Origin of the sequence: Pseudomonas sp. PB120 (assembly GCF_009761815.1) — a bacterium.
GTDB lineage: Bacteria > Pseudomonadota > Gammaproteobacteria > Pseudomonadales > Pseudomonadaceae > Aquipseudomonas.
In genome coordinates this window covers 15,620-28,920 of record NZ_RWIN01000018.1, presented here as the reverse complement: position 1 = coordinate 28,920, position 13,301 = coordinate 15,620, and the positions used below count along the sequence as shown (strand labels likewise).

Below are 13,301 nucleotides of genomic sequence, written 5' to 3'. Positions count from 1 at the left end.
CGCGATGGCGTCCTGACATTCAATGCTGATGTTGACTGTACGGACGCTATCGCGAGCAGGCTCGCTCCTACAGGGGGCTGGGACGTTCATCAAATGTAACGTCTCTCCATTGGCCATCCGGCCTGCACCGGCGCTATCGTCCCCGGCAGCTTTTTCTCAATGGATTGAGGTCACAGCGCCATGAATGCATCGATTCACATCAGCCCTGCAACCCCCGCCGACGCCGGCATCATCAGCCGGATCGTCGAGCGTTCCATCCGCGTCGGCTGCGCGCTCGACCACCGCAACGACGCAAAAATCGTCGCCGCCTGGACTCACACCAAAACCACCGAACACATCAGTGCCTGGCTGACCGACCAACGGCTGTACCTGAACATCGCTCTGTTGCAGGACAAACCGGTCGGCGTCGCGATGGCGGCCATCAGCGGCAAGGTCGCGTTCTGTTACGTGCAGCCGGAATGGTTCCGGCGTGGCGCCGGGCAAGCGCTGGTGCGCGACCTCGAAGGCTGGTTGATCAATCGGGGCCTGCGCCAGGCACTGCTCAACAGCACCCGCACCAGCGAAGCGTTTTACCGGCACTTGGGTTACCAGCCTTGCGCTGAAACCTTCACGGTCGCCGGGCTTCAGGCCATTCCCATGCACAAAGGCCTGTCGCCCCCTTCATGAAAGCTGATCACGGGTCTAAATCCTCGGCGTGCTGATGCGTTTCCACAACAGGAAAACCTTTTTGAGGGGTCGAGAGATGTCAGTCGCTACCAGCCTTATGGAAGATCAGTCGGCCCGGATTACGCCGGCGCCGGCCGAAACGCTTTATCAATTCAACGAATCGCCATTGCTGGCGCGCCAGAGCCAGCAGGAATCCAATGCCCGCAGCTACCCGCGCCGCATACCCCTGGCACTCAAACGCGCCAAGGGTATTTATGTTGAAGACGTCGAAGGCCGCCGTTTCATCGATTGCCTGGCGGGCGCCGGGACGTTGGCGTTGGGGCATAACCATCCGGTGGTGATCGCCGCGATCCAGCAAGTGCTGACCGATGAACTGCCGCTGCACACCCTCGACCTGACCACGCCGGTCAAGGATCAGTTCGTCCAGGACCTGTTCGGTCTGCTGCCGCCGGCCCTGGCCGCTGAAGCGAAGGTCCAGTTCTGTGGCCCGACGGGCACCGACGCCGTGGAAGCCGCACTGAAACTGGTGCGCACCGCCACCGGGCGCAGCACCGTGTTGTCGTTCCAGGGCGGTTATCACGGCATGAGCCAGGGCGCCCTAAGCCTGATGGGCAGTCTGGGGCCGAAAAAACCCTTGGGTGCCTTGCTCAGCAGTGGCGTGCAGTTCATGCCCTATCCGTACGATTACCGTTGCCCGTTCGGCCTCGGTGGCGCGCAAGGGGTGCAGGTCAACCTGAGTTACCTGGAAAACCTGCTCAACGATCCCGAGGCCGGCGTGCAGTTGCCGGCGGCGGTGATTGTTGAAGCGGTGCAGGGCGAGGGCGGGGTGATCCCGGCGGATCTCGACTGGCTGCGCGGTGTACGACGTATCACCGAAAAGGCGGGCGTGGCGCTGATCGTCGACGAGATCCAGAGCGGGTTTGCCCGCACCGGCAAGATGTTTGCCTTCGAACACGCGGGGATCATTCCGGACGTGGTGGTGATGTCCAAAGCCATCGGCGGCAGCCTGCCGCTGGCGGTGGTGGTTTACCGCGAATGGCTCGACACCTGGTTGCCGGGAGCCCATGCCGGGACCTTCCGTGGCAATCAGATGGCGATGGCCGCGGGCTCGGCGGTGATGCGTTATCTGGTCGAACATAAAGTCTGTGAGCACGCCACCGCCATGGGCGAACGCTTGAGCGAACACCTGTGCATCCTGCAGCGAGATTTCCCGCAACTCGGTGATATTCGCGGTCGCGGCTTGATGCTTGGCGTAGAACTGGTTGATCCGTCCGGCGCGCCGGATGCCCAAGGGCATCCACCGATCTTCGCTCGACTGGCGCCGCTGGTGCAGCGTGAATGCCTCAAGCGTGGGCTGATTCTGGAGTTGGGCGGTCGGCACGGTGGCGTGGTGCGCTTCCTGCCGCCGTTGGTGATCACTGCCGGTGAAATCGACCGGGTGGCCGAGATTTTCGGCCGGGCGATGGCCGCTGCCACTGCCAGCCTCTAAATTTTCCGGCATCCCGAACGTTCCTTCTACATACCGGCTGCGCACGGCGTGCAGCCCACCCTACAGCGATGGAGAGACACCATGACGTCAGTATTCGACCGCGAGGACATCCTCTTTCAGGTCGTGGTCAACCACGAAGAGCAATACTCGATCTGGCCCGACTACAAAGCCGTGCCTGAGGGTTGGCGTACCGTGGGCAAAAGCGGGCTGAAGAAGGAGTGCCTGGCGTACATTGAAGAAACCTGGACGGATATGCGTCCATTGAGTTTGCGCAAGAAGATGGAAGAGCAGGCGGCGGTGGCTCACTAAGCTTTCGCGCTTGAAGAAGCCCGCTGGACCCGTGAAGGTCAGCGGGCTTTTTTGCGCCTGTCAGGTACGCCGCCGATCCCCTGTGGGAGTGAGCCTGCTCGCGATGGCGGCCTGACAGTCAACTGATCTCTCGCCGCTGCACCCCAATCAAATGTGGGAGCCAGCCTGCTGGCGATGGACGCATAGACACCGCGATCATCCAGACAGGGCGCGTTATCGTTGACGTCCATCGCCAGCAGGCTGGCTCCCACAGGGAGGTGCGCGCATCAGCAGAATCAGGTCGGCTTTCAGGCCGCCTTGCTTTGCTTTTGATCGAGGCACCAAGTGGTGGGGAAAGTGCCATTTGCTTACTTTTCGCTGGGCCGGCACTCCGGCTCTTGGAAAAGTGACTCGCCGTAAGAGCGAAACCATTAGCAGCCGTTACCGCAAAAATGGATATGTCCAACCAAAATCAAGCCCCACCCAACCCCTTGATCACCAAATCCAAATTCCCTTCCAGCTCACCCACCGGATCCGCCCCATCCACGTTCAACACCACCAACCGGCTGCCAGCTCCAGCAATCACCGCTTTCACCGCCTCCGAAGGCTGCCGATGATGCAACACCACCGCCACGGCATTGTCCTTGAGCGTGGAACCCAATTGCTTCAAAGCCTCAGGCGTCCACTCGGCATCCGGCCGCGCATCAAGGCCGATCAGTTCCAGATTGAGCCCACCAATCAGGTAACCAAAGTGATCGCTCAGGCTCATAACGCTCAGGTTGTCAGCACTGGCCAGCCGCGCCTCGCTGTCGGCGCTGAGCTTGAGCAAACGTTGTTTCAGAGCCGCCAGGTTGGCCTCGATCACCGGCTTCGCAGCCGGTGCCAGGCGCACCAGGTCCGCCGCTATCACGTCCGCCATGCGCCCCATGTTGTTGCTGGACAACCACGGCTGACTGTTCAACCCATCGACCTTGTTGCCCGGCTGCACCGCGATACCGGGCAGGGCACCGTCCACCGGGCGCGCGGCATCGACTTCGACGATACGAATATTGCTGCGCCGGGACATCGGGTACAGCGGATCATCCGCCCACAGCGAGCGCAGCCCGATCACCGCATCGGCGTCGGTCGCCAGTCTGGCCAGTGCCGGGGCGCCACGGCCGGTGAAGAAAGCAGTCTGCCGGCTGCCGGGCAGGTTCGCCGGAGCCGCGTGTTCAAGGGTGACGTTCGTGCCCTTGAGCAACACTTCGCCCAAACCGAACGTGATCGGCAGGGACGCCAGCACGTGCAACGGTTTGGCGCTGTCCGCTGCTAGGGCCGTATTCACCAGCCCGCACAGGGCGACGGCCAGGGTCAGTTGACGCAGAGAAAATGACATTTATCCGAGGTTCCCTTTCAGGCTGGGGACGACGCCGCGCGCAATGGCGGCGAGGGCGAAGGCGATACCGGCCACCAGAATGATCGCGGCGCCGGACGGGACAGGCAGGTCAAACACGATCGGCGCGAGAATCCCGCACAACGTGCTGACGGTGGCAATCAGCACCGAGCACCCGAAAAACCCCTTCAGCGACTGGCTCAACAAACGCGCCGCCGCTGCCGGAATCACCAGCAAGGCACCGACCAGAATCGCGCCGATGACTTTCACCGCCGCCACGGTGATCAGCGTCACCAGAATCACGAACAGGTAATCCAGGGTCTTCACGGCCACGCCGCGCACCGCCGCCAGTTGCGGGTTGAAACTGGCGAGCATGATGCGGTTGTACAACGGCAAGGCCAACGCCATGACCAGTGAACCGACGATGGCCAGCACCAGCAGGTCATTGCCATTGACGGTCAGCACGGAACCAAACAGCACGTTTTCCAGGATGTGCACGTTGATCTTGCCCGCCAGAATCAGCAGCAAACTCGCGCCCAATGCCAACGACACCGACAGGAACACGCCGATCAGCGTGTCCGGCGCCAGGCCCGTGCGGTTGCGCAGGTAGTTGAGCAAAATGCCGAACAGCAGGCAGTAGCCGAACAGGCTGCCAAAAGGCCCGGTGTACGGTTCGCCGAGCAGAATGCCGATGGCCACACCGGTCAGCGCCGCATGCCCCACGGCTTCAGAGAAAAACGCGAAACGCTTGACCACCACCAGCGTGCCCAAACCGCCCAGCACCGGGCCGATCAGCAGACCGGCGAGCAGCGCGTTGACTACAAATCCGTAGGCCAGCGCCTCAGGCAGATAACCCGAAGACGCCCAGCCCTGAACCATCAAGCGAAAGGCTTCATAACTCATCAGGCAGCGCTCCGTGGGTGGGTCGAGAACAGGGTCAGCAGGCGTTCCGGCGTCAGCGCCTGTTTCGGCGTGGCATCGAACAGCACCCGGCGATTGAGCCCGGTGACCCGATCCGCCAAACGTCCGACCGCTTCCAGGTCATGCTCGATCCACAGCACCGTGATGCCGCTCTGGCGCCAGTCACCGAGCAGCCGTTCGAACACCTGGATGCCGGCCTCATCGAGGGCCGACATCGGTTCGTCGAGCACCAGCAATTGCGGCGCCGGGATCAGCCCTTGGGCGAGCAACACACGCTGACGCTCGCCACCAGACAGGGCGCCCATGCGGCGTTTGCGCTTGTCCTGCATGCCGACCCGTTCCAGCGCTTCGCCAATCGCCGCCGCGTAGTGTTTGCTCAAACCAAGGAACGCTGGACGGCGCTGACTCATGGCCGCCATGAAATCGTCGACGGTCATCGGCAAGCCGCGATCAAACTCCAGGGCTTGCGGTACGTAGCCGATGGTGCCGGGTGCGCCAGGCCATTGCAGGCTCAAGCGGCCCTGATGGGGCATCTGCCCGAGCAGGGTCTTGATCAGCGAACTCTTGCCGCCACCGTTGGGGCCGACCAGTGCGTGCACGCTGCCGGGTTGGACCTGGAAGGTCACGTTGTCGAGGATGGTCGTGCGGCCCAGCGTCAAACTGACCTGCGCAAAATCCAGCGTCGGCCCCGCTGATGTCACTGACTCAATGCCTGCGACCTGTGGGAGCGAGCCTGCTCGCGATGGCTGTGTGTCATTCGACGATGATGTTGACTGACCCACCGCCATCGCGCGCAGGCTCGCTCCCACAGGGGGATTGGGGGAATCAGGGGTATCGATGATTTCTTTGGCTGTCATGCCCCGGACTCCTGAATCGCCCGCACCACGGTGTTGAGGTTGCCGGTCATTTCCTTTTCGTACTTGTCGGCGGTGTATTCGCCGTAGGAAATGTGCGACAGCGGGTACAGCTTCACCCCGGACTCACGTTGAATGGTCTCGACGTAAGTGGACGGGAAATCCATCTCCGAGAAGATCACTTTCACGTCCAGTTCCCGCAGTTGATCGATGGTCTTCTTCAACTGGCTCGGACTTGGCTCGATGCCGTGGGCCGGTTCGACCACCGCCGTCACTTCCAGGCCGAATTCACGCAGCAGGTAGTCGTACGCCGCGTGCACCGTGGCTATGCGCAGTTCGGCGTTCGGTGCCTGGGTCAGTTTCGCCAGGGCATCGGCGCGCATCTGCCGCAGCCGTTTACCGTAGGCGCGGGCGTTCTGGGTGTAGGTCTTGGCGTTGGCCGGGTCCAGTTTGCCGAGCTCGCGGGCGATGTTGTTGACCTGGGCGATGGAGGCGCTGATCGACAGGAACGTGTGCGGGTTGACGACTTTGCCGGCACCGCGCGCGGCGACCCCGGTGGCGGCCAGCAGCGGCACGTTTTCGTTGGCTTCGATCACTGGAATGTTCGGGGTTTCGCTGGCAGCGATCATGCGGTCGGCGAAGTCGTCATGCCCGACGCCGTTGAGCACGATCACATCGAGCCCGCTGATGCGCTTGATGTCTTCGGCGCGGGGCTCGTAGGCATGCGGATTGAAGCCGGCCGGAATCAGCGGCACCACGTCGGCCTTGTCGCCGACGATGTTTGCCACGTAGCTGTAATAAGGGTGCAGGGTGATGCCGATGCGCAGGCGCTTGGCCTCGTCGGCGTTCGCCAGTGGCGTCAGCAGGCAGGCGAGCAGGCTGACCAGCAGCAGGCGCAGGAATGGACGTTGAGATGGAATGGGCATGGGAAAGCGGTCTTCTCTCGGGTGAAGGCGAGGGTTCAATGCCGGTGCTGGCGGGTCACGCCGGCATCGAATTGCGCGACGATCTGCTGCCAGCCGGCGCTTTCGAGCGCGGCGTCGGCGAGGTCGGTCGGGGCTTTGAGGTCGACGGCGCGGTTGAGCCAAATGTCTGGCGCCTCGTCGTCAGCGGTCAGGCGCATCAGAAAAGAACCGGCCACGGCAGGCGACTGGCTCTGGCCGAAATACGCCTGGGCGTTGAGCAAGTGCCAGGCATGTCCGCCACGGCTGACGGAGCTGGCGTCCTGGGCGAACGGCGCAAAACCTTCATCGGCCAGGGCTTCAGGTGTCGGCAGGGTGTTGTGTTCCTGGCGCAACAGGTGAACCTCGTCCAGCGTCACCCGCAGGTCGGCGTAGATGCCTTGCTCGGAAGCGCTCAGGTCGCGGCGTGCATCCAGTTGATGGCTGCTGATGTGGCTGGTTTCCTGGGATTCATGGCGCCAGGCGACCACCGAGGCCGCGACGGCGAGGATCATCACGCACAACAGCAACACGTACAGGGTTTCATGGCCGGCACCGGCCGGGCGCACGACTTGCGTGGTCGGTGTACTCATGGGGCTTCGATGTCCGCTTGGTCGATCTCGACCACGTGGCCGGGGCCCGCGTCGAACAGCACGTAGAACTCGGCGCCGGGTTTTTTGAAGGTCAGCTTCGAATCGGCACCGAGCTTGCCCGGCACCAGAATGGTTTCGTCGTAGCCGATCACATCCAGGGTCACCCCTGGCGCGCCGCTGCCGTCGGAGAAACCGCCGGTGCACTGGATCTGTTCGGCGTCGAGGGCTTTGCATTCGCACATCGGGTTGTGAGCCAGGGCACTGGCGCTGAAACCGGTGCACAGCATCAGCAACACGGCGCTCTGAGGTCGAAAGGTCATGGTTTGCCTCCTTGTTTGTTCAGCCACGCGACGGTGGCCGGGGATGCCTGGCTCAGGGGAATGGACGCTTGATGCACGGCGCCGTCCCAGCCTTCCAGGGTGATCCACAGCTCGGCGTCGGCTTTGGTTTTTTCCGGGATCGGCACCATCGCGCTCATGCGGTACGGCGTACCGAAGAAAATCACCCCGGCGGCGCGCAGGCTGCGCGGTTTGCCGATGCGCAGGTAAGTGGCTTTGACCTGGTCGCGACAGCTGTCGCACAGCGCTGCGTTGAAGCTTTTCATGTAGCCGGCCGGGCCATCGAGCCTTGGTTCTTCGTTGCGCAACTCGGCCAGGCGCAGGCTCCACGGCCCGACTTGAACCTCGCCGATTTCACGCTCACCCAATCCGGTATCGCCGCGAAACAGGGCGGCATCGGCGAAGTACTTGGGCATGAACCCCAGCGGCACCAGCAACAGCAGAACGTTGAGGTGGAAGCGCCATTTATGCCAGAAACGGCTTAGCGTCGAGGTCGGCTTGTCACTGACGAGCAGGCTCATTGGCTGGCCTCCGAAGTTTCGCCGGGGAGAACTGCGGTGGCACGCGGGCGCTTGTCTTTTCGCTTCAGCGCATTGGCCGTGGCCAGGGCCGTGCGCTTGGTCCAGATCAACAGGCCGCTGAGGACCATCATGCTCAGGATCAGGCCGAAGAAGAACCAGATCAGTTTGATCCAGAGACCGCCGAAATCGCCGGTGTGCAGCGGGCGCATGGACTCGGTCACGAACTCCAGCCCCGAGCGGTCCGACAGCAAACGGGTGGCGGCGATTTCGCCGGTGTACGGGTTGATGTCGGCCGTCTGGTACATCAGCGGGTACCAGCTGCGCCCGCCTACCGACAGGTAGCTGTAAGCATTGGCCGGCAGGCTGACAAAGCTTTCGTCCAGGCCGGGGATGCGCGCCTTGACCTCGCGAATGGCTGTTTCCAGGCTGATCATCGGCGCCCGCGCGCCATCGGCGGTCAGCGGCACGCTTTCGCGGGGGACCACGGCCGCCACCGGTGCGGTGGAAATCGAGATCTGATTATCGAACATGAAGGCTTCAATCAGGAACCAGGTGCTGGTGATGGAAATCACCGCGATGAACCAGATCGACCAGATGCCGCTGAGCCGATGAAAGTCGCCCCAGAAAATCCGTGCGCCGTGGCGAATGCGCAACGTCGGTCGCAAGAAGCCCTTCCAGAAACGCTTGTAGACCACCAGCCCGGTGACCAGTGACGCCAGCAACGGCAGGCTCAAAAACGACACCAGGTACCAGCCCCAGCTGTAGCCATTGGTGAACGGCACCAGCCACCAGCCATGCAGGGCGCGCGTGAATGCCTGGAAATTGAAGGGCGGGGCGGTGCCCTGGATGACGCCGCTGTACGGGTTGACGTAGACGCTGACCGAACGGCCATCGGGATAGCTGACGCTGACGTCGAGTGCGAAATGCGATTCGTCGGGCCGGCTGATGCTTTCGACCAGGGTGTTGGGCTCGGCTTTCTTGATGGCGGCGATGATCTGGTCATAGCTGAGCAGCGGCGCATCGTCCGAAGGCTGGCTGGCGCGCATTTGCGGGTTGGCCAGCCAGACGATTTCCTGACTGACCACCGCCAGGGTGCCAGTGACGCAGACGATCAAAACAAAAAACCAGATCGGCAAGGCCAGCCAGCTATGGACCAGGAACCAGAGTTTGGAACGGGATTTCTTCGACATGATTCACAGTCTTGTATCGATGAGAGGCCTCTGCTACGGGCTTCGTAGCGCTGAGGTCACTGAAAGCCAGGCGTGGCTTTTGCCTACGCGGCCTGGCTGCATCTCTATAAGACGAATGAGCATCGAGAATCCCGAAGCGGGATATGAAAGAAAATGTTTCGCGTTTCAGTGGACGTAGTTCCCTTGCGGGAGGTTACCCTTGTGGCGAGGGGATTTATCCCCGTTGGGGCGCGAAGCGGCCCTGAATCGACCACGGTATTTCGGATGAACCGCATTCACCGTATTTGCGACTGCTGCGCAGCCGAACGGGGATAAATCCCCTCGCCACAAAGCCCGGTTTCCACAAAGGATCTGTGTTTACCTCCTGGCTAAGCGCAAAAACTCCAGCACCTCTGCAAGCAACAGCTCGGGCGCTTCTTCAGCGATGTAATGCCCCGCAGGCAACGCTTTGCCACGCACATCGGTGGCCACGAGTTGCCATTCCTTAAGCGGCTCGAAGCAGCGCCCGACCGTGCCTTCGGCGCCCCACAGCACCAGCAATGGCAGGTTCAAATGATGCCCTGCGTCGATATCCGCGCGGTCATGTTCAAGATCGATACTCGCGCTCGCGCGGTAGTCCTCGCAGATCCCGCGAGCGGTGCCCGGCAGTGTCAGGCAGCGCAGGTATTCGCCAAAGGCCTCGGGCGTGAACGGTTTCAGCCCGGCGCTGCGACTGCCCATCACACTGCGCAGATAGGACTCGGGGTCGGCTTCGATCAGGGTTTCCGGCAGCGGCGCCGGGCGGATCAGGAAGAACCAGTGCCAATAGGCGCGGGCAAAGGCTTCGTTGGTTTGTGCGTACATCGACAGCGTTGGCGCGATGTCCAGCAGCACCATGCGTTGCACGGCATGCGGATGGTCCAGCGCCAGGCGATGGGCCACGCGGGCGCCACGGTCATGGGCCAGCACCGAGAACTGCTCGAAGCCCAGGGACTTCATCAGCTCGACGCCGTCCTTGGCCATTTCCCGTTTGGAATAGTGTGCGTGGTGATCGTCCGCCAGCGGTTTGCTGCTGTCGCCATAACCGCGCAAGTCGGCAGCGACCACGGTGAAATGCGCGGCCAGTTGTTCGGCGACCTTGTGCCAGATGACGTGGGTCTGCGGGTGACCGTGCAGCAGCAACAGGCCCGGCCCGCTGCCGCCGATGCGGTAGGCGATGTCCACGCCGTTGACGTGGCGCTGGTCTTTCAGGAATCCGGCAAACATGGAGGTCTCCTTGTTGTAATTGCCTGCATCCTGAAAGTGTTGCGAGGTTAGGGCAAGGCGCAACGCGTGGTGCGATTGTTCATGAAGTGTGTTCAAGGGATGGGTGTTGTCGCTGACGGCCTCATCGTCGGAACGCCGCCCGGAGCAGGCTCACTCCCACAATGGAACTGCGTACACCATACCCTGTGGCAGCGAGCCTGCTCGCGATGAGGCCCGATCAGGCACCCTGGATCTCAACCCTGCTGAAACATCTCCTTCGCCCGCTGCTCGATCTGCGCCTGGGTCAAATCTTCCTTGCGCGTGGCCAGGAACCACAAATGCCCATACGGATCTTTCAAGGTGCCCGAACGGTCGCCATAAAACTGATCCTTGACCTCGGACACCACCGTGCCGCCGGCAGCAATCGCCTGCTGATAGGACTTATCCACATCCGTCACGTACAGATGCAGGCCCACGGACGGTGAGTTGTCCGGGTTGCTCAGCGGTCCCTGATCGCACGGTGTGCCGAGCATGATCGGGCAGTCGCCGATGCGCAGTTCGGCATGGCCGATGCCGCCGTCGGGCATGGACAGGCGCATGACTTCGATGGCGCCGAAGGCTTTTTTGTAGAAGTCGATGGCTTCGGCCGCTTTCTTGATGCCCAGGTACGGGGTGATGCTGTGATACCCCTCTGGAATGGGTTTGACGCTCATGATGGATCTCCCTGACTATTGTTTTGGGTGGACGGTAATCCTTCGCCGATTCCCGGCCGATTAAATATAGGTCAGCCCTTTTTGACCCAGCCGAGTGCCCGACGAGCAGCAACGCTACTGTTCAGCCATCAACAGCGAAGCAACAGATTGCGCTGGTTTGTTCTCGAAAAGCCCTCTAAACCCCCCTGAAACGCCCGAAAACACTGGCTGCGGCAGTCAGGCACAGAAGCTGCAATGTCCTCCGGTAAACACTGTGTACCGAGAGACTTGTATGCCTGAATCTGCCGTTTACCCGATCAATCCACCGGCCGCCCATCGGATCGCCGATGAAGCCGAAGCCTTGCGCGTGGCTGAGCGCGTCGCAGCGGTGCTATTGCAGCAAGACGCCGAGCGTGACCGCAGCCGCCAGGTGCCCGCCGAGATCGTCGACTTGTATTCCAACAGCGGTTTGTGGGGCATCAGCGTGCCGAAGGAATTCGGTGGCGCGCAGGTGTCTTACGCGGTGTTGGCGCAGGTTATCGCCATCATCTCGGCGGCCGATCCGTCCTTGGGGCAGATCCCGCAAAACCACTACTGCCTGCTGGAAGACATTCGCCTGCAAGGCACTCCGGAGCAGCAAGCGCATTTCTTCGCACTGGCGCTGCAAGGCCATCGCTTTGCCAACGCCTTGTCGGAAACCGGCGGGAAGAATGTGCAGGACATTCAGGCGACCATTCGCCGTTATGGCGATGGCCATGTGATCAATGGGCGCAAGGGCTATTGCACCGGTTCGCTGTACGCCCATTGGCTGGCGGTGCTCGCGCTGGATGAAGAGCAGAAGGGGCAATTGGCGTTTGTCGAGCGCGGGACCCAAGGGCTGGTGATTGTCGACGACTGGGACAGCATCGGTCAGCGCACCACGTCCAGCGGCACCGTGCTCGCCGAGGACTTGCACGTCCCGGCGTTCAACCTGTTCCCGACCTATCGCTCGTATGAAAGCCCGACCCTGGCCGGCCCCTTCGCGCAATTGACCACCGCCGCCATCGATGCCGGCATTGCCCGTGCAGCCCTGCGCGACACCATCGCGTTCGTTCAGCAATTTGCCCGGCCGTGGATTGATGCCGGTGTCGAAAAAGCCAGCGAAGACCCGTTGACCATCATTCAGGTCGGCGGTCTGGAGATTCGTCTGGAAGCGGCCGAAGCCTTGCTCGAACGCGCCGGCAAAGCACTGGATGCGGCGCGTTCGGCACCCGATGAAGACAACGTCGCCCACGCGTCCCTCGCGGTGGCCAAGGCCAAAGTGTTGACCACGGAAATCGCCATCGAGGCCAGCAACAAACTCTTCGAACTGGGCGGTACCCGCTCGACGTTGAAGAAGCACAACTTCGACCGCCACTGGCGCAACGCTCGGGTGCACACGCTGCATGATCCGGTGCGCTGGAAGTACCACGTGGTCGGCAACTGGCTGCTCAACGGCGTCAAGCCGCCGCGCCACGACTGGTCCTGATCATGGCCGAGCTGCTGAAAAACATTTACTGGGCCGACATCGCCCAGGCCTGCCTCGACACCCTGAGCATGCTCGGCGCAGCCCTCGGTTTTACCGTGCTGCTGGGATTGCCGCTGGGCGTGGTGCTGTTCCTGACCGGCAAGCGCCAGTTGCACGAAGCGGTCGGCGTGTACCGGGTGTTGTCGGTGATCGTGAACATGCTGCGTTCGCTGCCGTTCATCATTTTGCTGATCGTGCTGATTCCCCTGACCACCTTGCTGGTCGGCACTTCGCTGGGCGTGCCGGGGACCATTCCGCCGCTGGTGGTCGGTTGCACGCCGTTCTTCGCGCGGCTGGTGGAAACCGCGTTGCGCGAAGTCGATCGCGGGGTGGTGGAAGCAACCCAGGCCATGGGCGGCACCACCTGGCAAATCATCCGCCACACCCTGTTGCCCGAAGCGCGGGGCGGGTTGCTGGCAGCGGTCACCGTCACCGCCATCGTGCTGGTGGATTACACGGCGATGGCCGGGGTGATTGGCGGCGGGGGCCTGGGCGACCTGGCGATTCGCTACGGCTACCAGCGATTTCAGACGGACGTGATGGTGGTCACCGTGGTGCTGCTGCTAATTCTGGTCCAGGCCCTGCAGATGACTGGCGACCGACTGGTGGCGCGCTACAGCCGACGATAACGATTCGATTTTTCTTCACCTAAAACAACACAACCGG

Annotated in this window: 15 protein-coding genes; 5 read left to right on the top strand and 10 right to left on the bottom strand. The window is 62.1% G+C overall.

The features are described from left to right. Positions 1–180 precede the first annotated feature (180 nt). The 3 genes from EJA72_RS02755 (at position 181) to EJA72_RS02745 (ending at position 2,464) form a co-directional block, all read left to right on the top strand. Positions 181–666, top strand: a complete 486-nt coding sequence (locus EJA72_RS02755; protein WP_157710011.1) for a GNAT family N-acetyltransferase — start codon at positions 181–183, stop codon at positions 664–666. A gap of 76 nt (positions 667–742) precedes the next feature. Beyond that, positions 743–2,155, top strand: coding sequence for an aspartate aminotransferase family protein (locus tag EJA72_RS02750; protein ID WP_157710010.1), 1,413 nt, complete (start codon positions 743–745; stop codon positions 2,153–2,155). A gap of 81 nt (positions 2,156–2,236) precedes the next feature. Continuing rightward, on the top strand, positions 2,237–2,464 hold the full coding sequence (locus tag EJA72_RS02745) for an MbtH family protein (protein ID WP_008033724.1): 228 nt from the start codon (positions 2,237–2,239) through the stop codon (positions 2,462–2,464). Positions 2,465–2,915: 451 nt separating this feature from the next. On the opposite strand, the gene EJA72_RS02740 is transcribed toward EJA72_RS02745, so the two are convergent. The 10 genes from EJA72_RS02740 to EJA72_RS02695 form a co-directional block, all read right to left on the bottom strand. Then, positions 2,916–3,818 carry a metal ABC transporter solute-binding protein, Zn/Mn family gene (locus EJA72_RS02740; protein WP_157710009.1) on the bottom strand — a complete coding sequence of 301 codons (903 nt, stop codon included), beginning with the start codon at positions 3,816–3,818 and terminating at the stop codon, positions 2,916–2,918. Then, positions 3,819–4,718 (bottom strand): metal ABC transporter permease, encoded by a 900-nt coding sequence (locus EJA72_RS02735; protein WP_157710008.1) that lies wholly within the window; start codon positions 4,716–4,718, stop codon positions 3,819–3,821. Continuing rightward, entirely contained in the window at positions 4,718–5,593 is an 876-nt protein-coding gene (locus EJA72_RS02730; RefSeq protein WP_157710007.1) for a metal ABC transporter ATP-binding protein, read from the bottom strand. The genes EJA72_RS02735 and EJA72_RS02730 overlap by 1 nt, the downstream gene beginning before the upstream one ends. Next, the gene (locus EJA72_RS02725) at positions 5,590–6,516 is read right to left on the bottom strand and encodes a metal ABC transporter substrate-binding protein (RefSeq protein ID WP_157710006.1); all 927 of its coding nucleotides are present in this window, start codon (positions 6,514–6,516) and stop codon (positions 5,590–5,592) included. The genes EJA72_RS02730 and EJA72_RS02725 overlap by 4 nt, the downstream gene beginning before the upstream one ends. A 35-nt stretch (positions 6,517–6,551) precedes the next feature. Further along, the gene (locus tag EJA72_RS02720) at positions 6,552–7,124 is read right to left on the bottom strand and encodes a DUF6162 family protein (RefSeq protein ID WP_157710005.1); all 573 of its coding nucleotides are present in this window, start codon (positions 7,122–7,124) and stop codon (positions 6,552–6,554) included. After that, positions 7,121–7,444: a hypothetical protein gene (locus EJA72_RS02715; protein WP_157710004.1), complete on the bottom strand. Its 324-nt coding sequence runs from the start codon at positions 7,442–7,444 to the stop codon at positions 7,121–7,123. Before EJA72_RS02715 ends, EJA72_RS02720 begins: the two co-directional genes overlap by 4 nt. Then, positions 7,441–7,983 (bottom strand): thiamine pyrophosphate-binding protein, encoded by a 543-nt coding sequence (locus EJA72_RS02710; RefSeq protein WP_157710003.1) that lies wholly within the window; start codon positions 7,981–7,983, stop codon positions 7,441–7,443. The genes EJA72_RS02715 and EJA72_RS02710 overlap by 4 nt, the downstream gene beginning before the upstream one ends. Beyond that, a complete protein-coding gene (locus EJA72_RS02705; protein ID WP_157710002.1) occupies positions 7,980–9,173 on the bottom strand; it encodes a PepSY domain-containing protein in 1,194 nt (397 codons plus the stop codon). The genes EJA72_RS02710 and EJA72_RS02705 overlap by 4 nt, the downstream gene beginning before the upstream one ends. A gap of 357 nt (positions 9,174–9,530) precedes the next feature. After that, positions 9,531–10,418 (bottom strand): alpha/beta fold hydrolase, encoded by an 888-nt coding sequence (locus tag EJA72_RS02700; protein WP_157710001.1) that lies wholly within the window; start codon positions 10,416–10,418, stop codon positions 9,531–9,533. A 233-nt stretch (positions 10,419–10,651) separates the two neighbouring features. Further along, positions 10,652–11,110, bottom strand: a complete 459-nt coding sequence (locus EJA72_RS02695) for a VOC family protein (RefSeq protein WP_157710000.1) — start codon at positions 11,108–11,110, stop codon at positions 10,652–10,654. Between the two features lie 271 nt (positions 11,111–11,381). On the opposite strand from EJA72_RS02695, the gene EJA72_RS02690 reads away from it, so the two are divergent. Further along, positions 11,382–12,596 (top strand): SfnB family sulfur acquisition oxidoreductase, encoded by a 1,215-nt coding sequence (locus EJA72_RS02690; RefSeq protein WP_157709999.1) that lies wholly within the window; start codon positions 11,382–11,384, stop codon positions 12,594–12,596. A gap of 2 nt (positions 12,597–12,598) precedes the next feature. Further along, positions 12,599–13,264 (top strand): methionine ABC transporter permease, encoded by a 666-nt coding sequence (locus tag EJA72_RS02685; RefSeq protein WP_157709998.1) that lies wholly within the window; start codon positions 12,599–12,601, stop codon positions 13,262–13,264. Positions 13,265–13,301: the final 37 nt, after the last annotated feature.

Bases quoted from the DNA above. Each gene is read 5' to 3' on its own strand.
- EJA72_RS02755 (WP_157710011.1), top strand. From the start codon at position 181: ATGAATGCATCGATTCACATCAGCCCTGCAACCCCCGCCGACGCCGGC.
- EJA72_RS02750 (WP_157710010.1), top strand. From the start codon at position 743: ATGTCAGTCGCTACCAGCCTTATGGAAGATCAGTCGGCCCGGATTACG.
- EJA72_RS02745 (WP_008033724.1), top strand. From the start codon at position 2,237: ATGACGTCAGTATTCGACCGCGAGGACATCCTCTTTCAGGTCGTGGTC.
- EJA72_RS02740 (WP_157710009.1), bottom strand. From the start codon at position 3,818: ATGTCATTTTCTCTGCGTCAACTGACCCTGGCCGTCGCCCTGTGCGGG.
- EJA72_RS02735 (WP_157710008.1), bottom strand. From the start codon at position 4,718: ATGAGTTATGAAGCCTTTCGCTTGATGGTTCAGGGCTGGGCGTCTTCG.
- EJA72_RS02730 (WP_157710007.1), bottom strand. From the start codon at position 5,593: ATGACAGCCAAAGAAATCATCGATACCCCTGATTCCCCCAATCCCCCT.
- EJA72_RS02725 (WP_157710006.1), bottom strand. From the start codon at position 6,516: ATGCCCATTCCATCTCAACGTCCATTCCTGCGCCTGCTGCTGGTCAGC.
- EJA72_RS02720 (WP_157710005.1), bottom strand. From the start codon at position 7,124: ATGAGTACACCGACCACGCAAGTCGTGCGCCCGGCCGGTGCCGGCCAT.
- EJA72_RS02715 (WP_157710004.1), bottom strand. From the start codon at position 7,444: ATGACCTTTCGACCTCAGAGCGCCGTGTTGCTGATGCTGTGCACCGGT.
- EJA72_RS02710 (WP_157710003.1), bottom strand. From the start codon at position 7,983: ATGAGCCTGCTCGTCAGTGACAAGCCGACCTCGACGCTAAGCCGTTTC.
- EJA72_RS02705 (WP_157710002.1), bottom strand. From the start codon at position 9,173: ATGTCGAAGAAATCCCGTTCCAAACTCTGGTTCCTGGTCCATAGCTGG.
- EJA72_RS02700 (WP_157710001.1), bottom strand. From the start codon at position 10,418: ATGTTTGCCGGATTCCTGAAAGACCAGCGCCACGTCAACGGCGTGGAC.
- EJA72_RS02695 (WP_157710000.1), bottom strand. From the start codon at position 11,110: ATGAGCGTCAAACCCATTCCAGAGGGGTATCACAGCATCACCCCGTAC.
- EJA72_RS02690 (WP_157709999.1), top strand. From the start codon at position 11,382: ATGCCTGAATCTGCCGTTTACCCGATCAATCCACCGGCCGCCCATCGG.
- EJA72_RS02685 (WP_157709998.1), top strand. From the start codon at position 12,599: ATGGCCGAGCTGCTGAAAAACATTTACTGGGCCGACATCGCCCAGGCC.